This is a genomic window from Wolbachia endosymbiont (group B) of Rhopobota naevana, from assembly GCF_947250615.1.
GTDB lineage: Bacteria > Pseudomonadota > Alphaproteobacteria > Rickettsiales > Anaplasmataceae > Wolbachia.
The window spans coordinates 1205054-1229905 of sequence record NZ_OX366333.1; the positions used below are offsets into that span (position 1 = coordinate 1205054).

The window sequence follows — 24852 nt, forward strand, 5'->3', positions numbered from 1 at the left end:
AAAAACAAAATCAATAGCCGAATTAATATTGGGCCAAAAGGTTTGTAGAGGGAATGTTCAAAAAAGTGTGTCAAAGCGAATTTTTAGTTCAACTCAATTTTTAACCTATCAGGAAAAAAGATATCAAGTTGAGATATAGTTAGAGCCCAATTAGGCAAAGCCATAGCCCATTTTTGCTCTATCTTTTTTATAGCACAATATACCAATTTGTACAAGGCATTTGTACTGGTAAATGAACCTTTGGTTTTAGTAAATTTTCTGATTTGTCTGTGCAACCCCTCAATTGGATTGGTGGTATAAATTAGCCTTCTAACAGGGCCAGAATACTTAAAATAACTAGACAAATTTTCCCAATTGTTTTGCCACGATTTTATGACTAAAGGATATTTTTCACCCCATTTTTCCTCCAGTTCAAGTAAATAATTTTCGGCGATTTCTCTACTTGTAGCACGGTATATTTTTTTCAAATCATTCATAAAAACTTTTATATCTTTGCTGGATACGTATTTTAGTGAATTTCTTATTTGGTGCACAATGCATAACTGTACCTCAGCATTGGGAAATATGCTATTTATATCTGTAGGGAAGCTTTTCAGACCGTCAACACAAGCTATCAAAATGTCTTCTACTCCTCTCTCTTTTAAGTCATTTAATACGCCTAGCCAGAAGTTAGCTCCCTCACTTTCTGCTAAGTAAAAACCCAGTACTTCTTTTCTGCCATTTTGGTCTATTCCTAATATATTGTACATGCATTTACTTATGCAATGTCCATTCTCTTTGACCTTAAAAAACATCCCATCCATAAATACTATCGGGTATACTGATTGTAGGGGACAACTCCTCCATTCATTGATTATAGGCAGTAATTTATCTGTAATTCCAGATATCTCTGCTGCAGATATTTTATGGTCATAGATTTCTTCCACATAGGATGCTATATCCCTGTATCCCACACCGCTTGCAAACATGTTCAAGACCTTTGTTTCAAGTTCTGGATGTAAGCTTGTTTGCCTTTTTTTCACTATCTGTGGTTCGAAACTTCCCTCTCTATCTCTTGGTGTCAATAGTTCAAATGAACCTGCACTCGTCTTCAAAGTTTTGCCATTCTTTCCGTTTCTTCGATTCTTTTCTTCTCTTTCATTGGATAAATGATGCTCTATTTCACCTTCTAGACTTGCTTCCAGCAGCCTTTTTACAAATGGTGTTAATGCTCCATCTCTCCCCATCAATGGTTTACCTTCCCTTATTGATGACAGTATATTTGCTTCCAGCTCTTTGTAATCTACCAGGCCAGTCGTTCCATTTTCTATTTTGTAACTCATATATCAAACCTCTATTTTTTGTTTCTATTTTATTTTTATTTCTCGGTTTGACACACTTTTTTGAACATTCCCATAAGATACCATACAACGAAATCATCCCAGTGTTAAACGCTGGGATGACAGAGAGCAGCTCAATTGCTCCACTCAATCAGTAAAAATCAGATATATGTAGACATTGGCTAAAACCATTCCAACAACATTTTAGTGAAACTTAACAAGCTTATCTATAGTTTTAGTGATGATTCTTGGAGTATTTGGAGAGACTTCTGAGCCCAGTCTATTTAACCGCTCTATAGCAAACCCGCTGTTCTCATTTATTATGAAATCACATAAAATATTTTCTATATCTTTAATAACACTTTCATGCTTTCTCAGAGGATGGTTATTCGGATATCTATGAATGGTTTTGATGCTAGAATACTCAACGAAAGCTTGATCTTTAAAAGCAAGTTGTCTCAATTTCTCTTTGAATTTTTCTTCTTCATCTCTTGCTAAAAGGCAAGACTTTATCAGTGATTTTATAATCGAGTTTATAGCCTGATGTATTTCAGAATGCACTATAACTTTGATGATATTTTCTTCCACTATGCAATCATAAGTGCTTTTTTCGCTCTTTAATGACTCTATAAGCATTTTGCTATTTTGCGAATTCAATTCCAGATTCTCTTCACTTATAGGAGTCATTATAAAGGTATTCTTATTTACCCTGATGTAAAATTGTGGCAACCCTTTAGAACAGGCAAATGCTACATCCTTAGACTCAAGTGCGTGATTGTATGAAGAAGAAAGGGTGCTTGCTATAACGCTACTTGGTACTTTCATTCCATGATTACTTAGGTGATTTAACACATTCTCAACATCATGATATGTAAAACCTGTATCTTTTATCAATTCAACAACTTCTATGCAATTGTGTTGTTTATACTCTATTGTCACTTCTTCTGTAAAAAGAGTTTTAGCTGCTATATGCTTATCAAGCACTGTGAAAATCTTGATGAAACTCTCTAAATCTTGTTTGTTAATTAATTCAATACTAATTAAGTTTTTGCTAACAATTATAATATTTTTTATCATTTTTTCCCACTAAAAAAACTCACTAGATGAATTGTATTTTTAATTCATTAAAAATTGTTTAAAGTGGGTATGCCAGCAACAGTAAGACAAAAAAATCACATAAAATCTTCATTATGTATTATATTACATCCCTCGTGTTCATCACTGCCGCTTGTGTAAGCTGTTGCATTAATGCTATCTTCATTGTTATTTAACATATTATCCAACTTTCCTTCTTTTTCAAGATCCATCAATTTGTCACATCCAGCAATATGATGTACATAATCACCATTTTCATCAGTAATAAAAATTTGTGGAACTGTCCTGACGTTATATTTTGATTTTATACCGTCAAACAAATCCGAGTTTCTAAGTACATCAATTTCTTCGTATTTCACACCTTTTTCATCCAATAACTCTTTTGCTTTCTTGCAGAATGGGCAGTACTTCTTCACATATATTACAACTTTTCCTTTAGTGTTTTTCACGATTTATCTCCATAGTTTATAAAATACAACTATTATATATAAAAAATATATATAAAATATCAAATTGTATGAAAATTATTTACAACTGTGAGCAAGGGATAAAAGATAATGTGGCACTAACTTTCGGAAATTTCGATGGCGTTCATTTAGGACATAAGTTTGCAATTTCCAATCTAAAGAATGTAGCACAAGAAAGAGGATTACCCTCTGCAGTTTTAACTTTTGAGCCTCACCCATCAACTGTTTTATTTAGTAGGAACAATTTTAGGTTAATAGATCAAGAACAAAAAAAGGAACTAATCAGCAGCTATGGTATAGATTACTTGTATATTATTAATTTTAGTAGAGGTTTTTCTGAGGTTAGCTGCGATGACTTTATTGGTAAGATTTTGGTAAAGAAGTATGGTGCTAAACATATAACTGTTGGAGAAAGTTGTACTTTTGGTCACAAACGATTGGGTAACATATTAACTCTAGAAAAATATTCTCAGATGTATGAATATTCTTTAACTAAATTAGAGCCATTGATAATCGATAGAAAAATTTGCTCTTCTTCCTCAATCAGGGAGTGTTTACAAAAAGGAGAAATAGAAATTGCTAATAAATTGCTTGGTAGGTCTTATCAAGTTTCTGGTATTGTAACAAAAGGTGCATGTAGAGGTAGAGAAATAGGGTTTCCAACCATAAACATTCCGATAGAAGATTACATGATAAAACCTAAGTTTGGTACATATTACGCCAAAGTTGCATTTTCTGAAAATAGTTCAAGTTGGCTATATGGAGTAGTCAACATTGGTATGAGACCTACATTTAAGGACTTAAAAAAACCTATAGTAGAAATGCATATATTTGACTTCAACGAAAATGTATACAATTTTAAGGTTGATATACAACTTTTAAAATTTATTAGGGCAGAAAAAAAATTCCATAGTATTAACGAGTTAACAAAACAGATAGATCGTGATATAATGAAGGCTTACCAGTTAAAGATAAATTTATGAAAAGGATATGTTTAGTTATTATATTGATTATAGTATCATTCGATCAAACAAGTAAATTGTATATAAACTCTTTGATTGATGAGGGGGAGTCAATCGAGATTACTAGTTTTATGAAATTAGTTGAAGTTTGGAATTCAGGAATTAGCTTTGGAATGTGTAGTACTCTGCCGCATGGCAGCTTCTTTTTTTCAGCATGTTCAATATTAATAATTGGTATACTTGCATACTTGATATATAAATCTAATGATAAGTCAATTTACCTTAGTTTTTCTCTGATGATTGGTGGAGCGATCGGAAATGTAATTGATAGAATCTATTGGGGAGCTGTATATGACTTCATATATTTTCATATCAATGATTGGTATTGGCCAGCCTTTAATTTAGCAGATCTATCTATAGTTTGTGGAATGTGTACATTGTTATATAAGTGGTATATATATGATAGGTCTATCTCTAAGCAAAATGAGGAATGAAATAATGCTTCGCAAATTCTTTAGTTTTTTTATACTATCTGTGTTTTTTTTCATTTGTCCGATTTCTTTGGAAGCTGAAATCATAAAGCATGCTAAGCTCAGTAACGGATTGGATGTTTATGTAGTACCTAATCACCGAATTCCAGCTGTTTTTCATGCAATAATATATAAAGTTGGGGGAATGGATGACCCAATTGGCAAAGCAGGCTTGGCTCACTACTTTGAACACTTAATGTTTGAAACTACAGGAAAATTTAAAGACATAGAATCCACTTTGGGCAGCATTGGGGCCCAATTTAATGCTTTTACCACTAAAGAATACACCTGCTACTACGAATTAGTTCTCAAAAAAGATTTACCACTAGCAATGGAAATTGAAGCAGATAGAATGGGCAATTTTGATGTTACTCAAGACAAAATAGATAGAGAAAAAAATATCGTATTAGAAGAAAGAAAGATGAGATTTGATAATAATCCTGAAGCTTTACTATGGGAGGAAATGAACAGTGCATTTTATCGTAATGGCTATGGTAGGTCTGTTATTGGTTGGGAGAGCGATATTAAAACTTACAATCAAGATGACATAACAAGGTTTCATGATAACTATTATCATCCAGGTAATGCTATACTGCTCGTTGTTGGTGATGTAGAATTTGAAGAAGTAGCGGGATTAGCAAAGGAAAAATATGGTGCAATTAAAGCTGAGCCTGTAGTTAAGCATTATCCGAACCAAGATTCAATACATAATGCAGATATATCGGTAATTTTAGAAAGCACTGAAGTAAAAGAGCCAGTTTTATACTTTCGCTATAGTGTTCCTTTATTTGAGCAAATAAGTGAAACTTTTCCTGTTGATTTGGCAGTTGATGTTTTGGGGAATGGCAAGTCTAGTAAGCTATATAAAGATTTAGTTCTAGATAAGAATGTAGCAGTAGAAGTGTTTGCTTATTATAATAGCTTAGCTTTTAGTAATGGTTACATTGAGATTCGGGTAACTCCAAAAAGCGGGGTGAATTTGGATGCTGTTGCAAGAGAGTTAGAAAATTCTATTAATCACTTTAACTCTGAAGGAATAACAAGTGAAGAGTTGCAAAGTACAAAGTCTAAATACAAAGCAGCACAGCTTGATAATCTATCTGATTTAACTAATATAGCAATGTTTTATATACCACGTCTAGCACTAGGTATTCCACTTGATGAAATAGACATTTCATATAGCAAAATTAATGATGTCAATCTAGAGGATGTAAATAATAAAGTTCACACTATCTTTTCTACTAATAAATTAGTTGGTCGTTTGCTACCAAAAGGAGGTAATAATGAAGATAAGTAAATATGTATTTCTATTTTTTTTCTGTCTAGGCTTTAATTTGCAAGCAAGCAGTCACTTAAATATAGAGGAGGTTACTACTAATAAAGGATTTAAGTTTTTATTTGTTGAAAACCATGATCTACCAAAAGTTTCACTTAATATATCATTCAAAGATGCAGGTTGTGTGTATGAAAGTGCAGAAAAGCAGGGGCTTGCTTGGTTTACTTCTCTTGTAATTCAAGAAGGAGCAGGAAAAAATGATGCCAAAGATTTTGCGAAAAAGCTTGAGGATAAAGGAATTAGTTTAAATTTTACTGCTGGTTTAGAAGCATTTAGGGTTTCATTAAACACTTTATCTGAGAATCTAGAGGATGCAATTTCACTACTGAGTGATGCTATAATGCGCCCTAAAGTTGATCCTGAGGGGTTAAATAGAGTATTCGAAAAAGTCAAAGTAAACTTTAATAATTTTGAAAAAGACCCTTATTTTATTGCTGCAAAAGAGTTAGATACATTGTTGTTCAAAAAACATCCTTACTCAAGAGATCCATATGGAACTCTAGACACTATAATGAACATTACTAGAGACGATGTTTTAACATACATAAAGCGTAGTTTTACTAAGGATAATATCGTTATTAGTATTGTTGGTTGTGCAACAAAAGAAGAAGTTAGTACGCTGCTCGATAAATATTTATCTAAGTTACCATCAAAAAGATCGAAAGTTAGGAAGGTATCTGTAAAAAATGAATTTGGGCCTGCAGAAAGTAAGAGCGTTTTTATGGATATACCACAGAGTGTAATACTTTTTGCTCAAAAAGGCATAGCATATGAAGACCCTAATTACTATAATGCTAGTGTTTTGATTAATGCGCTTGGTGGTATGAGTCTAAACTCAATACTGATGAAAGAGTTGAGACAAAATCTAGGTATTACTTATGGTGTTAGTGCACGTAATGTTCCTAATAAGCATGGAAATATTATATCTGGATTTATGAGTACTGATAGTTCCACTGCTAGCAAAGCTATATCAGCAGTAAAAGATACATTTAGCAGAATAAAAGAGGAAGGAATTGACGAACAATTATTCAAGGATGCAAAAACCAGTTTAGTAAATAACCTTATCTTCTCTTTTCTATCCAATAATGCGAATACAGCAACGTTACTGGATAGTATGCAGATAGATGATCGTGATATTAACCATATAAATAATTATGCAAATATCATTAATGATGTTCAATTGGAAAAAGTAAACAAGCTGGCAAGTTCTTTACTGAATCCTGAAAATTTATTTTTTGTTGAAGTTGGAAGAAACGCTCAAGGTCAATAGTTAATACCTTCTACTATTGATCTTACTGCTTTTACATAACACTTATGCTCTTCAGCTAGAATGCGCTCTGAGAGACTGTGAACATCATCATTTGGTAACACTGGAACAGTAGCTTGAGCGATTATGGCTCCAGCATCAATTTCAGGAGTAACATAATGCACAGTACATCCTGTAATTTTTACACCCGCTTTCAGAGCTTGCTCCTGAGCATTTAGGCCCTTAAATGACGGAAGTAAAGAGGGATGAATATTTATAACTTTGTTATGCCATTTATTCAGGAAATTGGCCTTTATAATTCTCATAAACCCTGCAAGGCAAATTAAATCAACCTTATGTTGAACAAGTATTTCATGAATTTTATCAGTATCAAGTGGCTTATCTTCAACAACAAACGCTGAAACTCCTTCTTGCTTTGCTATTTTAAGGCCTCCAGCTTCACTATTATTTGTGATAACACACACAGTTTCAGCAGGGAAATTCTGATCTTGACATGCTTCTATTAAAGCCTGCATGTTTGATCCTCTACCTGAAATTAGTATTCCGAGTTTTATCTTTTTCATTTTAGTGCAGCCGTAAGAATGGATATTAATAAAATAGCTCAAAAGGAAAGTTTATTTTAGAATAAATACTATTGTGTAGCAATATTTTACACTGCTGGATAACATGGAATTAAAGAAATCATTCAGTTTGAAGTAACTTTAACATTTAATTTTAGGAATATTATATAATTTATGGTAAATAAATGCATATTTTTATGGCTGCGTTATTATTTATTTAACAAAGTATTAGTATAATTTACTACACTGAATTAAATGGAGAAAATTCAATGAATAAATTACCAAGCAATGCAAAAACAAGCAAGTCTCAGGTTACTCAGTGGGAGGTAATAAAAAATTGTGAATATTCTGATAATTGTTTATCAAAAGTAGTAACTTTATACGTCATTAAAATGGCAGAATTATCAGATATTTATACGAGTAATGAACCTGAAATTAATACTATACTTACAAGAATAAGCATAACAAGTGAAAATGCATTTTTAAATAAGGTTGTTGATATTGAAATTATGGAGGGCATTTTTCCGTACAAATTCAACAGCAAGAAGAAAAATAACATATCAAGGCTAGAAGATTTGTACAATTATTTATGTTCTACTGTTATTGATAGCCTTCCAAAAGAAATGCTTGAAAGCCTAAGAAGAGAATACAGAGACGCTGTTAACTTATTTAAAGCAATTACTTAACTAGGTGTAGCATTTTTAAGACTTTACCTTCTATTTCAGAAATGCCACTTTCAAGATCTTTATCTATCAAACATATGGTAGATAAATATGTTTTCTGCTTCTTTTCAACATTGATAGTTAAAGTTCCAGGAGTAATCGTAACCGAGTTAGCAAATAATGCAATGGTCTTATCATTATGTCCTATGCATTCTCTTACAATAACAATTGGCTCAACTGTAGATTTGAATCGTAGCACCTTTTTTGTTACATAAATACTTGAAAAAATAATTTGGTAAATTAGCCAAGGTATATAACTTATAAGCTGATAAAGTGACAGCCTACCACTATCATTTAGAATTTGACTAAGGGCACTTTCAGCATCAATTAACCTTTTAAAGATAATCAATGTGAACACAGAAGAAAATACTCCACAGAGAATAAAAAAAGGCTCAAAATAACCAGACAATGTAATCCATAGAGAAGACAAAATCACAAATGATAGAGAAAAAAACTTAATATTTTGCCTGACTTTCATGATTTGGAGTATAACTTAAATGATTTTTTAGGAAAATAAAAAGTTCTTGATTTTTGTGTCAAAGAACATAATAACCAAGTTATTTTAATAAGTAGTGGAGATTATGACGCTTGATGATTTTCTAAAAATGCTTGAAGAAATAAATGATACTTCAGGTTTAAGCAAGAACAACATAGTTGAACGAATAAAAATAAAATTAGAAAGAATTGATTTACGGAGGTGGGAAGATAGTGGATTTAATATCAATCATATATTCACTACACATAGTGATCTAGATCCTGTAGAAACTACATTGTTGCATTTTGCTGCTAAGAGTGGCTATGAGAACATAGTAATAGCTCTAATTGAATATGGAGCATATGTTGATGCATGGGACAGCGATGGATGCACTCCTTTACATTTTGCTGCTGAATGGAACCACAAAGGCATATTAGATATTTTAATTGAAAGTGGAGCAAATGTTTAATGCGTGGGACAATGATGTATGTATACACCTTTACATCTTGCTGCCGAAGGTGGGAATGAAAGTGTAGTAAGAGCTCTAATTGCATGTGGAGCAGATGTTAACGCGCAGAACAATGATGGACACACTCCTCTACATTTTGCTACTAAGAGTGGCTATGAGAACATAGTAATAGCTCTAATTGAACACGGAGCATATGTTCGATGCGTGGGATAATTATAGAAGCACTCCCTTGCATTTTGCTGCTGAAAGTGATAATGAAAACATAGTAAGAACTCTGATTGAACATGGAGCATGTGTTAATGTGTGGGATAGTTGTGGACGCACTCCTTTGCATTTTGCTAGCGATCATGAAAGTATAAGAGATATTTTAATTGAAAGTGGGGCATATGTTAGTAAACAGAACAATAATAGATATGCTCCTTTACACTTTGCTATTGAATGGGGCTGCAAAGATGTGATAAGTTCTTTGTCAGGTAATGCTAGTCCTAGGGCTGAAATGGCAGTAGGAAGAGTGGAACAAATTACACTTGCAGGAAGATTGGAGCTTTTTTAACCAAACTTGCATTTACTGAGATAATTGTTTTGTTATGAATTAAACCAAAAGTTCTGTAATATATTGAAGCTTAAAGATATCTTTAGATATGGAAGTTATTGCAGAAAATAGAAAAGCAAGGTTTGAATACTTTATCTTAGAAGAATTTGAAGCAGGTATGATCCTCTTAAGTAGTGAAGTGAAATCACTAAGGGAAAGAAAAGCAAACATTTCTGATGCTTACGTTACTGAAAAAAAAGGTGAAATATGGCTAAACAATATGCATATCGCAGAGTATAAAGCTGCAAACCAAAAGAATCACAAGCCAAAAAGAGAACGAAAATTGCTTTTGCATAAAAAAGAGATAAATAAGCTAATTGGTCAAATCAAAACCTCTGGAATAACTGTTGTGCCACTTTCTATCTATTTTAATGATAAAGGGTTGGCAAAAACTAAAATTGCCATTGTGAAAGGAAAAAAACTCTATGATAAGAGAGCAACCATAAAGCAGAGAGAGTGGGAACGTGAGAAAAGTAGATTGTCTAAGAATAATTTGTAGTAAAATATGTCTTTAAGTCCAGTTATTTTTAGCATCGGTCCTGTTTCTATATATTGGTACTCTTTAGCATATGTTTTGGGTATAGTTTTTGCATATTGGTATTTACATAAGCTAGACAATCAAAAAATATTTACTAAGAATTTTTACGATTCGTTATTAACAGCCGTTATTATAGGCATTATCCTTGGAGGTAGGCTTGGGTACGTATTGATATATGATCCAGTTCTCTATATAAGCAATCCTATCGAAATACTAAAGACCTGGGAAGGAGGTATGTCATTTCATGGAGGTGCTATAGGAGTTTTGCTTGCAGTAATAATCTCCTGTAGAAGACATAACATTCCTATATTTTACACACTGGATCTAATTTCTTGTGGAGTTCCGATAGGTTTACTTCTAGGCCGCATAGGTAATTTTATAAATGGAGAGTTATTTGGCAGGGTTACAAATATGCCGTGGGGTATGGTATTTCCAGAAAATGGTGATAATTTATTGCGCCATCCAAGCCAACTTTATGAGGCATTTTTTGAAGGAGCGCTACTTTTTGTAGTTGCAAATTCACTGTTTTTCTTGACTAGAGTGAAACTGTATTACGGTGCAACAACTGGTATTGCAGTTATGTGGTATGGAATAGCACGTTTTGTGGTTGAATTTTTCCGCGAGCCAGACTATCAAATTGGCTATTTATGGTTCAATTTAACTATGGGACAATTTCTTTCTATACCTATGATTTTGCTGGGAATGCTTATATATTTAGGTGCGTTGAGCTTAAGATTTAATACGAAATCTGTTCAATAGAGAAAAGGTAAGTTTAATCGAAAAATATAGTGGAAGTTTATTTATTCCATACTATGTACAATTATGTGAATTTTTTGTCTTGCAGAGAATAAATGTAAGACCAGCAAACCTTCGTTGTATAGCTATAAGAAAAACTTAGTAGCTACTGACCAAATTCATTACTAAGTAGATATTCATTTTCCACCAGAATGTTCCTGATTGAGAAGCTACTTTATTAAAACATATTTTTAAATTTTTGCCAAAAACCTGGTTGATTATCATTAACCTTTGTAAAGGCTATGTTTAAACTGTATCTCAGATCATTTGGCATATCATATCTAATATTCAGTATTGAAACTTCGTTTTTATTATGAACAGAAACATCGTCATATGATAACTTTGTCGTGTAGCACTTTATATGCTTTTGCTTATCATATACTATATCACCTGATTCCCCTTCTAGTTCTACAAATTTAGTTTTTTTCTGACATTCTTTTATTTTTATTAGATCCTTGTCTAGTGATATTGAAACCGGTAGTGTATTACCAGCATACTCTTTAGCTAAAAGCTCACTTTGAGGATACATTTTTATTTCCCTTCCAAAATGTGAGTCTATAAAATTATTGCTCCAAAATTTGTCTCCAGAATGTACATATTCGTCAGTAGCATACGGTACACCACCATAATTGCATTGAACTTTGTAATCTCCAACACCATTATTTTGAAAAAAATCATGAATGGCAGCGTAACTATCAGCAGCATCATTTATGTAATCCATTACCTACCCCTTAAAACCTTTTAATTTATTATATCACAAGAAATTAAATCTATCAATAAAAAGACTTTTTTTGATATCAAGTATCTAGGGAGCATATTGATAGGATTGTGACATTCGTATTTCCCAGTTCTTCACATACTGCTGGACTAATTCAGGATAATTTTCAATAATTAATAAATTTTCAGCGTTTCCCTTTTCAGCTGTCTTACTGAGGTTAAACGATCCTGTGATGACTGTGCGCCGTAGAAACACGGAAAGTGTTGAAGCTGTGCAGTAGATGAGGGAGGGCCCCTCGGAGCCGGTTTGCAAGAGCAGGCTTCAAACAGCCATAAGCTGCTTTGGTAAAGAGCTAAGGTAGTGAGCGTTATGGAAAAGGCACAATTATGTGTCATGTATGAAATAGAGAGACGAACGCAAGTGAACCACTGATGAAGTGTCGAAAGCGTAGAGACGACGTCAAAACCAGGGGGTAGTCGTTAACCTGGGATGAATCTACTGGGAGCTTGTTTACTGGGTAGGTGGCGTCCGGCATAAAAGTGGCGTGAATCTATTTTAGGCTATTGCATGGAACTACGGGAACCTGTCGTTTCGATGAAAAGGGAGAAGTCCAAAGAGCTGATCTCTGAGGATGAGAGTACCGATGCGAAAAACAGGGGCGGATTAGCTCGTAGTAGCGAAGAAGTTTCTGTAATGGAAATGGAGTGAAGGGGCTAAGTTATTTAGTTTTAATTATTTATCAACCGAAAGGGAGGAGTCAATGAATAAAACAAAGTCTTTTGATATACCGAAGCAACTTATTTGGAGAGCTTATAAACAAGTATCGAAAAATAAAGGTGCAGCAGGTGTAGATGAGGTCTCGATAACAAAGTTTGAAGAAAATCTAAAGGATAATCTATACAAATTATGGAATCGGATGTCATCCGGAAGTTATTTTCCAGAGCCGGTAAAAGCTGTTGCGATACCAAAAGATACAGGAGGGCAAAGAATTTTATGTGTGCCTTCAGTATTCGACAGAATAGCGCAAACAGCAGCTACAATGTATCTTGAGCCGTTAGTAGAACCGAAATTTCACGAAGATTCATATGGTTATAGACCAAATAAGTCTGCGCTGGATGCGGTATACACAGCACGGAAGAGATGTTGGAAAAATGATTGGACGGTAGATCTTGATATATCTGGATTTTTCGACAATCTGGACCACGATTTAGCACTGCAGGCTATCAAGAAACACACAGACTGCAAATGGGTCATACTGTATGTTGAGAGGTGGATGAAAGCCCCCATTCAGCAAGCAGATGGCAGTAGGGTAACAAGGGATAAAGGAGTTCCGCAAGGAGGTTCTATAAGCCCAATCATTTCAAGCATATTTATGCACCATGCGTTTGATATGTGGATGAAACAAAATTATCCAACAGTACCATTTGAAAGATATGTAGATGATGCGATAGTGCACTGCAGAACTAAAAGACAGGCAGGATTTATGAAAGTAATGATTGAAGAAAGATTGGCTAAGTGTAAATTGAAGTTACATCCTGAAAAGACACAGATTGTGTACAGTAAGGATGATGATAGAAAAGAACAATTTCCTAAACAAAGCTTTGATTTTCTAGGTTATACTTTTAGACCTAGAGTAGCAAAGAATAAGATGAGGAATTATTTCATCTCATTTCTACCTGCAATTAGTAACAAAGCCAAGAAGAAGATCAAGAAAACCATAAAGTCATGGAGAATACATCGGATTACATGGACCACACTAGAGGAAATATCGAAGAAGATAGATCCAATAGTCAGAGGCTGGTTTCAGTACTATGGCAGGTTTTATAAATCAGAGATGTATCCATCTCTTAGAAATATAGAGAGATACCTCATAAGATGGGTCAGGACAAAATATAAGAAACTTCGTGATCACGGAAGACTAGCAAAGCAATTTCTAGGAAAAGTGAGAAAGAGGTCTCCAAGTATTTTCTATCATTGGACACTTGGGTTAGGATCAAAAGGCTAAATAATGGGAGCTGTATAAGCCGAGAGGTTTCCGTGCAGTTCTGCGAGAGACTGGTGGGGAAGCTCCGCCGGTCTACTCTCCTTTTGATTATCAACAATTATTACCTTATTATGAGCAATTTTTAGCTTATTATCGATCCAAATCGGTATTCCATTTGAAAACAATTCGCTTATGACACTATATTTTGAATGGAGTTGTGATTTATCTAAGACGACTTTAACATCAACACCACGCTCTTTGGCGTTAATCAAAGATTTTGCAACTGTTCCAAGAGTAAATGTATATTCTTGAACTAAGATAGATTCTTTAGATTGGTCTATCTCGCTGATTATCGGTACAGCACAGTCTTCTTCAGGTGAGAAGCAAACTGTTGCTTTTGGGCAAGGCGAGAATGTAGGACCCACATAGTAATACAGAGAAAAACATGCCGACAAAAATAAAAGATATAAAAGCCTCACAAACCACACCTAAATACACGGCGGTAGTCTACATCATATCTCAATCATCTGTCAACCCATATTCCTCCCACTTCTCTGTAACTTTCTTTATTATTTCCTCGCTCATTTCAATTTTTCTTCCCCATTCTCGTTTGGTTTCAGGTGGAAGTTTGTTTGTTGCATCAAACCCTATTTTACCTCCGAGACCGCTTTCAGGGGAAGCAAAATCTAAATAATCAATTGGGGCATTCTCTATCGTAATTGTATCACGCACAGGGTCCATTCTTGTTGACATTGCCCACATTACCTCTTTCCAATCACGTATATTTATATCATAATCAACAACTATAATAAATTTGGTGTATAAGAACTGTTTGAGAAAAGCGAGTATGCCCATAATAATTCTTTTTGCATGCCCTGGATAAGCCTTTTTTATCGACACTACCGCTATTCTATATGAACAACCTTCTGGAGGCAGATAAAAATCTACTATCTCCGGAAACTGATTGGTGAGAATCGGCACAAAAATTTCGTTGAGTGCTTCACCAAGAATTGATGGTTCATCTGGTGGCTTGCCAGTGAAAGTGCTGAGATAAATTGGATCTTTGCGCATTGTAATTGCAGTAATGTTAAACTCAGGAAACTGTTCAACAGCATTATAGTAACCGGTATGGTCTCCGTATGGCCCTTCATCTCTATACTTATCTAAACTTACATATCCTTCCAGAACGATCTCAGCATGAGCTGGAACCTGAAGAGGAATAGTTTTACAATTTACAAGCTCAAGTGGTTTTTTTCGCAGCAGCCCGGCAAATTGGTATTCTGATAAAGTCTCCGGCACCGGAGTTACTGCAGCAATAATCGTTGCAGGATCGCTACCAATCACAGCAGCCGCAGGAAACTTCATATTTTGCCCCCTCTCCTTCCACCGTTTATGGTGACCTGCACCACCACGATGTGCAAGCCAGCGCATGAGAGTCGTTTTTTTATTCACAACCTGCATACGATATATTCCAAGATTGAAATTATCTTGCTTGTCTGCTGTTGGTCCTTTTGTTACCACAAGTGGCCAAGTGATAAGCGGTGCAGGCTCGTTTGGCCAGCATGTCTGAATAGGTAGCAAACTAAGATCCACCTTATCCCCAGTTAGCACCAGCTCTTGACATGGGGCTTTGCTCACAACTTTGCTCCGCATCGACAATACAACTTTTAGTAGAGGAAACATTTTCACAGCATCTTTTAAGGTTTTTGGCGGCTCAGGTGATCGCAAAAATGCTAGAAGTTTACCCAGATCCCTTAATTCATCAGAATTTATACCAAGTCCGAATGCAATTCTCTCAATAGTACCAAATAAATTCACTAAAACGGGAATTGAATTTTTGCCATTTTCTGTGACAACATTTTCAAAGATGATAGCTGGTCCCTTGTTTGACAAAACCCTACGATGAATTTCTGTCATTTCAAGAATAGTTGAAACTTCTTTTTTAATTCTAATTAGATCTTTTTTTTCTTCTAATGCTCTGATGAAGTCGCGTAAGTTATTGTACATATTTTAAAAATTTTAAGCCTTTTAAGAAGTGCTTTTCCCAGCACAACTCATTCACTTATTATTATAGAGGCTCTAGAAAAATTATTCTCCAATTCGCTTTTTAAGTTTTTATATTCAGCAGTCTTTAACTCTTCATTGGTAATAAAACTTTTCTTTATGGTTATTAAATTGCTAAATTCGGTTCCATCATTTTGATATTTACACGACCTATTTACATATAACCAAGGAGAATTTATTTCAAAATTCAAATTTTCACAATTTTTAATTTTGATATCTTTTATTATCATATGGCTTTCCTTAGTTTTAGGAACACCAATAAAAAGGTCTGACACTTGGTCAGAAGCTGTATTGACAACATCATTAAGCCAATTATCTCCTAAATTCAAAGCCGGCCCTAGATTTGTCTTGAAAATCTTATTTTTTTGCTGGAACTCATATTTAATTGTCAGATCCTCTACATTACGCAAGGTAAGGTCAGGCAATTCTAAGAACTTCTTTTCTTCTTCATCAAGATATACTCCACTAATCATACGAAAAACAGAATCTCTTAATTGCTCATCTGAATAATATAATCCAACACCTGTTAAGCCTAAGGCTGCTTCCCCTTGCACGGTAAGCTGGCCATATTCATTTACAACATTATCTTCTATAGTTAATTCACTATGGGATATCACTTTTGAATTTTCACCTTGTACAGCAGGAATCTTTATGTAATCTGCTTCCTCAGAATCCAGTACTAGAGCACTCCTATCAGCAATGTCTGGAAAAATACCCTGTGCCATACTGACGGTATTAGTTGGATCGATCCAATATATTTTCCCACCTCTATTTGTTACTTTGAGCATCACATGATTAAAATTACCCATATTAGGTAATGCTTCAGGATTAGAAGTGCTAGTAGTTCCTCTCATAACTAAAATAGGTTGAACTTTATAACCAAGTTTTTGCAGAATAGCAGCCGTGCTAGCAGAAAAGTCTTTGCAATCCCCGACTTGAGAATCAGCAATTTTCTCTAAATCTCGTGGAAAATATTTTCCTGAGACTGTGCGCCAATCTCCCATATATTGAACTTTTTCATTCAATAAAGAAGTGACTGCATTAATTTTCTCCTCATCAGTATTTTTATTGGCAGCAGATTCTGCTATAGCTATAAAAGTTGCAGGAAGTGGCTGATTAATGACGCTATGATATCCAGGAGCTAATTTTTTAGCTAAATCATCCCATTTAGATAGGCTCGACAATGATACCCAAGTGTTGTGTTTTGTATTCAATATTCCATTATGTGGCTCATTTATTGTGTTTTCATAAACTGCTTTCTTTAAGGTAATGTTTATATAATGTACACCATCCTTTTTTTCCTCAGCAATCTCTAATACGCTTCTTGGATCATTAACTTTAATCTCTAGAGGCAATTCAGAATTGATTTTAGTATTTTCTGCTTGTAAATAATCCCCATAATACGAAAAGCTCAAGCCATAAAAATTATCAACGGGAACCTTTTTGTTAACTTGCTTATATCTTAAATATACTTCCGTACCAATTTCTATTTTAGGGAATGAGATGGTTACTTGCCTTAACTGATCGAAACCTTTGCTAGGGCTAGCCAGCGGTTTATCCTCCATCATGTCTTCAGTTACTATATATTCTTCTCCGTTGTAAGTTGTTTTAGCCTCTAAAACAGTAAAATCTGCACTATCATCATTGTAAACAAGACTGTATAGAGAGAACCTATCACGTCCGGATTCCTTGAGTATTTTTGCTTGTAGTTCTACTTCCGTTTCGTAGGTACCATCTCTATTAACATTAATGTTAACATTAGAAAACTTAACCTCAACAGAAGCATCTTCGTACTTGCTCCACCTTGCTTCAGCTATAGTAGACATGAAAAATACTAGTAATGCTAAGTTAAAGATAGTTTTTAGAAATTTCATTACGTCACCACATTTACTGAAAAATTATTTTACTAGACTTGTACAATTCCACCTACAATACAAACAGCCAACTGATTAGGGAAGAAGCTTATTTTCTAGAATGGCTATTTCTTTCTCTCTACCAATTATTGGTTCGCTCATATAATTCACCGCCGTGTTTGTCAGCATTATATGCGGCGGTTATAAAATAATCAACTTTTTTACCGCCGCGGTTACAATTGTTATACGCGGCGGTAAGGATTGCTTAAATTTCTCAAATGCCTTATTCTACACAAGTTTTCGTTACTTAATATCACCAGATTCTCTGATATAACATATATAAAGTTTGCATTTCTTGATAAAAATGTTTTAACATTGAGCATTTCTTTAATATTTGTATTCTTTAAGTAAGTATATGTCTAAGATACCATTTTTATTGATTTTTATACTTGCAGTAGCAAGTTTACCAGTAATAAACAATTGGCTTTCACACCGCAGTCAGAACTTAAATGATGATTATATAGGTGAGAGATTGGATAATTACATCAGTAAAAATTTTGATAGAGTTCTAAAAGCTCTCCAGGAAGAGTCAGCTAAAAATAGTTATGCTAATGCAACCAAAAATAAAATTTCTCAGCATAAAAATGAAATATTCGACTCCACTTATCCTTACTCAGGAAATGAAAATAGCAATGTCATAGCTGTAGGGTTCTTTGACTATTCTTGTGGCTATTGTAAGGCAATAAAGAATGACATAAAACAGTTGATCAATGATGGCAAAATTAAATATATCTTTAGGGATGCTCCAATACTTGGTAACAACTCCTTAAAGGCAGCAAAAGGTGCTTTAGCAACTTATTTTATCGATAAAGAAAAGTACTTAGATTTTCACTATGCTGCACTAGATCACAGAGGAGAATTTTCAGACGAAACTATATTGGATATAGTAAAAAGTATAGGGATTAACGAGGAAGATTTTAATAACTCTATGAAAAATAATGCAGACAAAATTGAGCACATGATAAACAATAGTAAACTTTTAGTAAGGGAGTTGGGAGTAGGCGGTACACCTTTTTTGATAATAGGAGATAGTCTTTTTGTAGGAAAAACTGATTTGAATATATTACGCAAAAAAGTGAATGGGTTAAAAGATTAATAAATTTCCTGCTTGACAGCATAAGAGAGTTTAAGTATAGTTAAGATATACTAAGTAACAATATGTATATGCTATATATTAGTTCAAGAAGAATAGGTGATGTTTGCTTGCAACATAGCACGACCTTAAGTAATTAGCCTTCCTAGGCTGATTAATCTATTAAAATACAATTATTATTTTGGAGTTATAACATGAAAAATTTCAACAGAGAACCAATTGCTCTTTTTCAACAAATCGAAGAAAAGAAAAAACCAAGTAATTTATTGGATAATTTAAAGAGTACTTATCCTAGAGAACTAAAAATCGGGGCTGCTATAAAGACAGGGGATTGCTTTTTTGACTCTGTGGCTCAAGGGTTGAATGAGCTAAATATAAAACCTGGTCATTATTTTACTGCAAAATCATTAAGAAAAGACTGCGCAGATTATGTTGAGCAACATGGTGAACAAGATAGTTGGACCTATAAAGCAGTAATAAAAGACGCTGCTATTGGTGGCTACTTTGCTGCGCTAGAAGGTCCACATGGTCCTATACAGGATCCAAAAACTAAAATGAATATAATAGATGAAGAGAAGACTTTTCGTCAGTACTTAAAAAACATTAAGAATATGGCTACAAGAAATGATTCTTCACCTATATGGGGTCGTCCAGAGATTGAAGGGAGAATGATATGCGACAAGTACAAAGTGGAACTTTATATTTATTCAATAGAGGAAGGTAGTCAAAAAGTTACGGGAACTAAAATTACAGCACATGATGATGATCCAGCAGTTTTTATACAAGATATAGATCTCAATCAACTAGAGATAGATAGTAGCAAAAAAACTGTAGGAGTAGTGAATTACATGAGGCATTTTGTGCCACTTCTTAGCAAAATCCCTTCTGATATAACAGAAAATCAATCAGTTTCTAATGAAGAAATCTTTGGTGAGGTTACAGAAGCTTCTGCTTCTGAGCAACCAGTACGACAAAAAAGCAGCACTAGTGAGCCGATTTTTTCGAATAAAAGCACTCCTATTTCTAATCAATCAGAGCAGAAACCACTAAAAGAAAGAGCCGCTAACAGAAGTATTGGTGAAAGAAATTCACAAAATCATGAAGCAATGTTAGAAAAAACACACAGTAAAACTTGTGAAAATACAGCAAAGATCTTGAGTGAAACTTCTAAGGATATGAAAAAAAATTCCAGTAAAGAAATTCTTGAAGTAGGTAACAGAGTTCCTGCTTCTGAGCAACCAAAGCAAGAAGAACAATATAATATCAGAACTAGCAAAGCAGCAATTGCGCAAGATCATAAAGAACAAAAAACACAAAAAGAGAGAATTAATACCAGCGCTAGTGAGCCAATTCATACGGATACAGTAATTACTATTTCTCATCCGCACGAGCAAAAAACACAACAAGAGGAAATACAAAAGAAATTAATCAATAGTTACAGAGGCGAAGCTATTTATAGCATAACTACTGTAATAACAGCTATAGCATTCACAGCATCTGCTATAGCTGCTGTTTTTACTCAACCAATTCCTTTAGCATGTCTTGCTGGAGTTGCTTTAGCCATTGCATGTGTTTGTGTATATCAGTTAACGCAGAGTCATCAAGACATTAACGAACTGAAAGGTAAGGTAGGAGAAAACAACACCTTTACTTTTTTAGAAGAAACGGGATTTAAAATTTATAGCCTGATTGATAAAGCAGCTTCAAAAATTTAAGATCTTTCCTACTTCATCTATATCAACTCAATTTTATTTTTACAGGAGGGCATATGTCATTTACAGAAATTAGATTTCCAGAAAATATATCTTATGGCTCTACTGGAGGACCTGAATTTTCGACTGACGTTGTAACAACTCATAATGGTTGTGAGCAGCGCAATATTAATTGGTCTCGTGCACGTGCCAGGTATAACATAGCTTATGGAGTTAGGTCAAACGAGCAGCTAACAGAACTCATAACATTTTTTCAGGCACGAAAAGGTAAAGCAATAGGGTTTCGTTTTAAGGATTGGTCAGACTTTACAGTTATCAATCAAGAAATTGGCATAGGAGACGATAAAAAAACGATCTTTCAACTGATGAAAACTTACATAAGTGGAAAAGACAAGCATACACGAACTATTAAAAAGCCAGTGCATGATACAATAAAAATTTACCTAGATGGTGAAAAGACAGAAAAATATTCAGTGAATTATTCAACTGGAGAAATAGCATTTATGAAACCACCAGCAAAAGGTACAATAATCACCGCAAGCTTCGAATTTGATGTACCAGTACGATTTGATACAGATTACCTAAACGCTTCTATTGATAACTATGGCAGCAACAGCTGGAATAATATTCCCTTAGTGGAAGTGAAATAAATTAAGTGGGCTACCATAAGCAATGCTAAGCCTCAGTAATCAACCATATATTTATCGAGGGTTGCTGTAAGTTATCTGGGTGTACATAGGCTCAACGAGCCTATGTCTAAATTCTATTGAGCACTATTGATTTCAGATTAAGCACAATATTCGAAAATATATTCGCTGATTTTTCTGACTCCATTTATTTTATTCTTAAAAATGCCTCTCTACCTTTACGTCTTAAGTTTCAATCCAGGTAACTGTTATTATAGCAGCATTAAATGCATCCATACAAGCTTGGCATTCACTATCATTGCACTCTCCTTCAAGCCTATCGTATTGGTTAAGTGTAATATTATCTTTATTCTTTAGCATAACTTTAAAGCATTCTTCATAATTTTTGCCAGTAGATTCACCTGTTTTGACATCAATAAGCTCGTCATTTTCAACCTTAAGTTCTATTCGAGAATTTGGTCTCTCTTCTTTTTTTGTAATAGCATGGGATTGTAATGGAAAAGTGTTATTATTACTCATAAAATACTCCTTAAAATTTATTCTAGTTATAGAATATAAAGTTTAAGAATCTGTAAACTAGTTTTGCTTGCCAAAATCTTCTTTGTGATATGGAAATTTTTTTATTGCTATAAGTTATCTAGGTACAATTAATGAGCCTGACCAATTGCCATTTAGTGTTTGCACAATTGTACATGCACAACTTGCTTCAAAATTTCTGCTTGTTGTTGAGCATGGACATTAGCATAACCACATGCAGGAGATGCAGCAGCAGGTCTTGCAATGCACTTAGGTCTTTTTGCTTGAGCATTGAGGCCAGACAATACCTCTTCTATCAATGGGTTGACAAAGAACCATCCTCCCATATTTTTTGGTTCCTCTTGACACCATGTAATTTCAGCGTTCTTATATTTTTCAAGTTCACTGCCTAGTTTATCGGCCGGGAATGGATAAAATTGTTCTAAACGCACTACTGCTATATCGTTTATTTTTTGTGCTTCAAGCATTTCAATTATGTCGTAATAAACTTTACCACTACATATTACAACTTTACGTATTTTATCACTTGCAACTAAACCTTTTCTACACTCTGGAATTACCGTAAGAAATTTTCCTTCAAAGTCAGAAAGGTTAGAAACTGCGCTTTTATGACGCAATAGTGATTTAGGTGTAAACACCACTAAAGGCTTACGAAAATCTCGATTAATTTGTCGGCGTAAAGCATGAAAATAATTCGCAGGAGTAGAGCAATTAACCACCTGCATATTATCCTCTGCACAGAGCTGCAAAAACCTCTCTATACGAGCAGAACTATGCTCAGGCCCCTGCCCTTCATAACCATGAGGCAAAAGTAAAACTAGACCACTTGACCGCAACCACTTTGTTTCTGCAGATGAGATAAATTGGTCGATCATAATTTGCGCGCCATTTGCAAAATCACCGAACTGCCCTTCCCAGAGCACAAGTGAATAAGGAGAATCAAGGCTATATCCATATTCAAAACCCATCACAGCATACTCAGATAGTGCGCTATCTATAACTTCAAAGCGAGCTTGCTTCTCACTTATGTTGTTCAGTGGAATAAACGTTTCTTCTGTTACTTGATCAACAAGTCTTGAATGACGGTGCGAGAAGGTACCGCGACCAGAATCTTGTCCTGACAAGCGCACTCCTATTCCTTCTTTAAGCAATGACGCGAATGCAAGACTTTCAGCAGTTGCCCAGTCTATGTTGCTACCGGAATTTATACTGTCTATTCTGCCATCAAGTATTCTTCTGACTTTATTATTGAGATTAAAACTACTTGGAATATTGCTATTTATGTGTACACCTAATTTTTTTAGCTCATCTGGTGAAACACCAGAGTCCGTATAATATTCACTCAAATCGTTCAACTTTGCTCTCCTGAGTTTTAACCACACTCCATCAAACCAGTCAGCTTTCTTCGGAGTATAAGTCGTTGACTCAGTAAGGCTTTTATCTAATCTTGTTCTAAATTCGCTGCGTAATTTACTTACTTCATCGCTACCTAGCACTTTCTCTGCAGTCAGCTTCTCTTCGTACAGCGTGCCTGGAGTTTTATGCTTTGATATTGCTTTATACATAAGTGGCTGAGTAAAATTTGGCTCATCGCCTTCATTATGGCCATATTTGCGGTAGCATATTATGTCAATCACCACATCCTTTTTAAATTTCTGCACATACTCCATTGCCAAATTCGCAACAAAACTCACAGCTTCTGGATTATCTCCATTAACATGAAATATTGGAGCTTCTATTGATTTTGCTACATCAGTGCAATAAAAAGATGAGCGTGCGCAGGATGGGTTGGCGGTAAAACCAACTTGGTTATTAATAACAATATGCACGATACCACCTACTGTATAACCTTCAATGTTGCTCAAAGTCAGGGTTTCAGCAACCACTCCCTGCCCGATGAAAGCTGCATCACCATGAATTGACACTCCAAGCACAGATCTTATATTTTGCTTCGCTCTTACTCTTCCAGCTAGAACTGGATTTACCGCCTCAAGGTGAGATGGGTTAGGACATAAACTTAAGTGTATTTTTTTACCACCAGCAAGTGCTCGATCAGAAGAGTAACCAAGGTGATATTTGACATCACCAGATACCTCAAGACCACTTGGGTATGCAAGATTGCCTTGAAATTCAGACAGCATTGCCGCATATTCTTTCCCCATAACTTTGGTTAGAACATTAAGCCGTCCTCGGTGGGCCATACCAAGAACTATTTCTTCAATACCAAAAGCTGCAGAATCACTAATAACTCTTTCAATTGCAACAATGGCTGACTCCCCACCTTCGATAGAAAAACGCTTATATCCAGGAAATTTCATATGGAGAAATTGCTCGAACATCTCAGATTCAATCAAGTGCCTTAGTATTTCTTTTTTATCCTGAGGGCTTAGCGTATAGACCTGATTTTCAATTTTCTCCTGCAGCCACACTCTTTCCTCATAAGAGGAAATATGCATAAATTCAAACCCGATGTTCTTGCAGTAAATATCTCTATATATTTCAGCATCATACGCTGGAGAGATATTCAAATATTTCTGATAATCTATTTCTTTATTTACATGCGGTGATAATGGATTTAAGTCCGCAAAAAAATGACCGTAAGATCTGAAGAAATTTGCTAAGCTAGAAATTGAATCATCCGACTTGACTGCGTGCTGTGCATTGCAGGCTTCCGTTTTATTCATTTCTAAATTGCTTGAAAAAATCCTATTCCAATCCTCCCCGATTGATTTATCGCCCTGCAGATAACGGCTATACATTTCTTCTACAAATTCTGCATTATCACCATAAAGGCAGCTTAGACTTAGCATAATCACTACAAAAGATATCAAATACTTATAAGTATAACTTAAGTTTTTTAAAAAAGAACTCCTTTAGTTTCTAATTATTAAGTTATACAAACACTGTAATCCGAGTTTTCCAGAAAGGGTGTCATTCTAGACTGACATCTAATCTTTCCATAAATGCTGTATTTCAACATAAAACAACTATACTCATCAACTTGTGCCCAATCATAATTCCTAGATTCCAGTGTTAGCTACTTGTTTTTTGGATTTC

Annotated in this window: 25 protein-coding genes and 2 pseudogenes; 15 read left to right on the plus strand and 12 right to left on the minus strand. The window is 34.6% G+C overall.

Going from position 1 to position 24852, the window contains the following annotated elements:
• Positions 1-83: 83 nt before the first annotated feature.
• From OOL01_RS05735 to OOL01_RS05745, 3 genes are all read right to left on the minus strand, one after another.
• Positions 84-1322, minus strand: a complete 1239-nt coding sequence (locus OOL01_RS05735) for an IS256 family transposase (RefSeq protein WP_264686555.1) — start codon at positions 1320-1322, stop codon at positions 84-86.
• A gap of 201 nt (positions 1323-1523) precedes the next feature.
• Positions 1524-2396, minus strand: a complete 873-nt coding sequence (locus OOL01_RS05740; protein ID WP_007301937.1) for a hypothetical protein — start codon at positions 2394-2396, stop codon at positions 1524-1526.
• Positions 2397-2491: 95 nt separating this feature from the next.
• Complete coding sequence (locus tag OOL01_RS05745) at positions 2492-2863, minus strand: glutaredoxin (protein ID WP_006015443.1); 372 nt, start codon at positions 2861-2863, stop codon at positions 2492-2494.
• Between the two features lie 68 nt (positions 2864-2931).
• On the opposite strand from OOL01_RS05745, the gene ribF reads away from it, so the two are divergent.
• From ribF to OOL01_RS05765, 4 genes are read left to right on the plus strand one after another with little or no spacing between them, the layout of a single operon-like run.
• A complete protein-coding gene (gene ribF / locus OOL01_RS05750; protein ID WP_064085258.1) occupies positions 2932-3864 on the plus strand; it encodes a riboflavin biosynthesis protein RibF in 933 nt (310 codons plus the stop codon).
• Positions 3861-4337, plus strand: a complete 477-nt coding sequence (gene lspA, locus OOL01_RS05755) for a signal peptidase II (protein WP_007301940.1) — start codon at positions 3861-3863, stop codon at positions 4335-4337. Before ribF ends, lspA begins: the two co-directional genes overlap by 4 nt.
• A gap of 4 nt (positions 4338-4341) precedes the next feature.
• The gene (locus tag OOL01_RS05760; protein WP_264687259.1) at positions 4342-5670 is read left to right on the plus strand and encodes a M16 family metallopeptidase; all 1329 of its coding nucleotides are present in this window, start codon (positions 4342-4344) and stop codon (positions 5668-5670) included.
• Entirely contained in the window at positions 5657-6979 is a 1323-nt protein-coding gene (locus OOL01_RS05765; RefSeq protein WP_139686396.1) for a M16 family metallopeptidase, read from the plus strand. The genes OOL01_RS05760 and OOL01_RS05765 overlap by 14 nt, the downstream gene beginning before the upstream one ends.
• Here OOL01_RS05765 and purN read toward each other — a convergent pair.
• On the minus strand, positions 6973-7539 hold the full coding sequence (purN, locus tag OOL01_RS05770) for a phosphoribosylglycinamide formyltransferase (protein WP_264686556.1): 567 nt from the start codon (positions 7537-7539) through the stop codon (positions 6973-6975). The two genes, OOL01_RS05765 and purN, sit on opposite strands and share 7 nt — an antisense overlap.
• Positions 7540-7805: 266 nt before the next feature.
• Between purN and OOL01_RS05775 the strand changes: the two genes are divergently transcribed.
• Positions 7806-8222, plus strand: a complete 417-nt coding sequence (locus OOL01_RS05775) for a hypothetical protein (RefSeq protein WP_007301944.1) — start codon at positions 7806-7808, stop codon at positions 8220-8222.
• Here OOL01_RS05775 and OOL01_RS05780 read toward each other — a convergent pair.
• Positions 8215-8736, minus strand: a complete 522-nt coding sequence (locus OOL01_RS05780) for a Na+/H+ antiporter subunit E (RefSeq protein WP_006015458.1) — start codon at positions 8734-8736, stop codon at positions 8215-8217. The genes OOL01_RS05775 and OOL01_RS05780 overlap by 8 nt on opposite strands.
• A gap of 103 nt (positions 8737-8839) precedes the next feature.
• Here OOL01_RS05780 and OOL01_RS05785 point away from each other — a divergent pair, with 103 nt between their 5' ends.
• The 5 genes from OOL01_RS05785 to lgt all read left to right on the plus strand — a co-directional run bounded on the left by OOL01_RS05785 (position 8840) and on the right by lgt (position 11091).
• Entirely contained in the window at positions 8840-9202 is a 363-nt protein-coding gene (locus OOL01_RS05785) for an ankyrin repeat domain-containing protein (RefSeq protein WP_264686557.1), read from the plus strand.
• Between the two features lie 18 nt (positions 9203-9220).
• Positions 9221-9415: an ankyrin repeat domain-containing protein gene (locus OOL01_RS05790; protein ID WP_264686558.1), complete on the plus strand. Its 195-nt coding sequence runs from the start codon at positions 9221-9223 to the stop codon at positions 9413-9415.
• Positions 9396-9755, plus strand: a complete 360-nt coding sequence (locus OOL01_RS05795) for an ankyrin repeat domain-containing protein (RefSeq protein WP_264686559.1) — start codon at positions 9396-9398, stop codon at positions 9753-9755. Before OOL01_RS05790 ends, OOL01_RS05795 begins: the two co-directional genes overlap by 20 nt.
• Positions 9756-9843: 88 nt before the next feature.
• The gene (smpB, locus tag OOL01_RS05800; RefSeq protein ID WP_007301946.1) at positions 9844-10293 is read left to right on the plus strand and encodes an SsrA-binding protein SmpB; all 450 of its coding nucleotides are present in this window, start codon (positions 9844-9846) and stop codon (positions 10291-10293) included.
• Between the two features lie 6 nt (positions 10294-10299).
• Positions 10300-11091 carry a prolipoprotein diacylglyceryl transferase gene (lgt, locus tag OOL01_RS05805; RefSeq protein ID WP_010402205.1) on the plus strand — a complete coding sequence of 264 codons (792 nt, stop codon included), beginning with the start codon at positions 10300-10302 and terminating at the stop codon, positions 11089-11091.
• Between the two features lie 214 nt (positions 11092-11305).
• Here the strand turns inward: lgt and OOL01_RS05810 are convergent, their stop codons facing one another.
• A complete protein-coding gene (locus tag OOL01_RS05810) occupies positions 11306-11848 on the minus strand; it encodes a hypothetical protein (RefSeq protein WP_064085547.1) in 543 nt (180 codons plus the stop codon).
• Positions 11849-11932: 84 nt separating this feature from the next.
• Positions 11933-12082, minus strand: a pseudogene (locus OOL01_RS05815) (phospholipase D family protein); the annotation flags it as partial.
• A gap of 330 nt (positions 12083-12412) precedes the next feature.
• Here OOL01_RS05815 and OOL01_RS05820 point away from each other — a divergent pair.
• Complete coding sequence (locus OOL01_RS05820; protein ID WP_019078704.1) at positions 12413-12553, plus strand: hypothetical protein; 141 nt, start codon at positions 12413-12415, stop codon at positions 12551-12553.
• 52 nt (positions 12554-12605) lie between these two features.
• Positions 12606-13850 (plus strand): group II intron reverse transcriptase/maturase, encoded by a 1245-nt coding sequence (ltrA, locus tag OOL01_RS05825; RefSeq protein ID WP_007302363.1) that lies wholly within the window; start codon positions 12606-12608, stop codon positions 13848-13850.
• Positions 13851-13930: 80 nt separating this feature from the next.
• Here the strand turns inward: ltrA and OOL01_RS05830 are convergent.
• From OOL01_RS05830 to OOL01_RS05840, 3 genes and pseudogenes are all read right to left on the minus strand, one after another.
• Positions 13931-14308 (minus strand): annotated as a pseudogene (locus OOL01_RS05830) (phospholipase D-like domain-containing protein); the annotation flags it as partial.
• Between the two features lie 40 nt (positions 14309-14348).
• On the minus strand, positions 14349-15836 hold the full coding sequence (locus OOL01_RS05835) for a UbiD family decarboxylase (protein ID WP_264686560.1): 1488 nt from the start codon (positions 15834-15836) through the stop codon (positions 14349-14351).
• Positions 15837-15883: 47 nt separating this feature from the next.
• On the minus strand, positions 15884-17767 hold the full coding sequence (locus OOL01_RS05840) for a DUF3857 domain-containing protein (RefSeq protein ID WP_264686561.1): 1884 nt from the start codon (positions 17765-17767) through the stop codon (positions 15884-15886).
• Between the two features lie 394 nt (positions 17768-18161).
• Here OOL01_RS05840 and OOL01_RS05845 point away from each other — a divergent pair, with 394 nt between their 5' ends.
• The 3 genes from OOL01_RS05845 (at position 18162) to OOL01_RS05855 (ending at position 21261) form a co-directional block, all read left to right on the plus strand.
• Complete coding sequence (locus tag OOL01_RS05845; protein WP_264375692.1) at positions 18162-18902, plus strand: DsbA family protein; 741 nt, start codon at positions 18162-18164, stop codon at positions 18900-18902.
• Between the two features lie 191 nt (positions 18903-19093).
• A complete protein-coding gene (locus OOL01_RS05850) occupies positions 19094-20614 on the plus strand; it encodes an OTU family ubiquitin thioesterase (protein WP_264686562.1) in 1521 nt (506 codons plus the stop codon).
• 53 nt (positions 20615-20667) lie between these two features.
• Positions 20668-21261, plus strand: a complete 594-nt coding sequence (locus OOL01_RS05855; RefSeq protein ID WP_010405410.1) for a TIGR02217 family protein — start codon at positions 20668-20670, stop codon at positions 21259-21261.
• A gap of 222 nt (positions 21262-21483) precedes the next feature.
• Here OOL01_RS05855 and OOL01_RS05860 read toward each other — a convergent pair whose 3' ends face one another.
• Together OOL01_RS05860 and OOL01_RS05865 are read right to left on the minus strand one after the other, a co-directional pair.
• Complete coding sequence (locus OOL01_RS05860) at positions 21484-21777, minus strand: hypothetical protein (protein WP_264375694.1); 294 nt, start codon at positions 21775-21777, stop codon at positions 21484-21486.
• A gap of 152 nt (positions 21778-21929) precedes the next feature.
• Positions 21930-24605 carry a 2-oxoglutarate dehydrogenase E1 component gene (locus tag OOL01_RS05865; protein ID WP_264375695.1) on the minus strand — a complete coding sequence of 892 codons (2676 nt, stop codon included), beginning with the start codon at positions 24603-24605 and terminating at the stop codon, positions 21930-21932.
• Between the last annotated feature and the right edge of the window lie 247 nt (positions 24606-24852).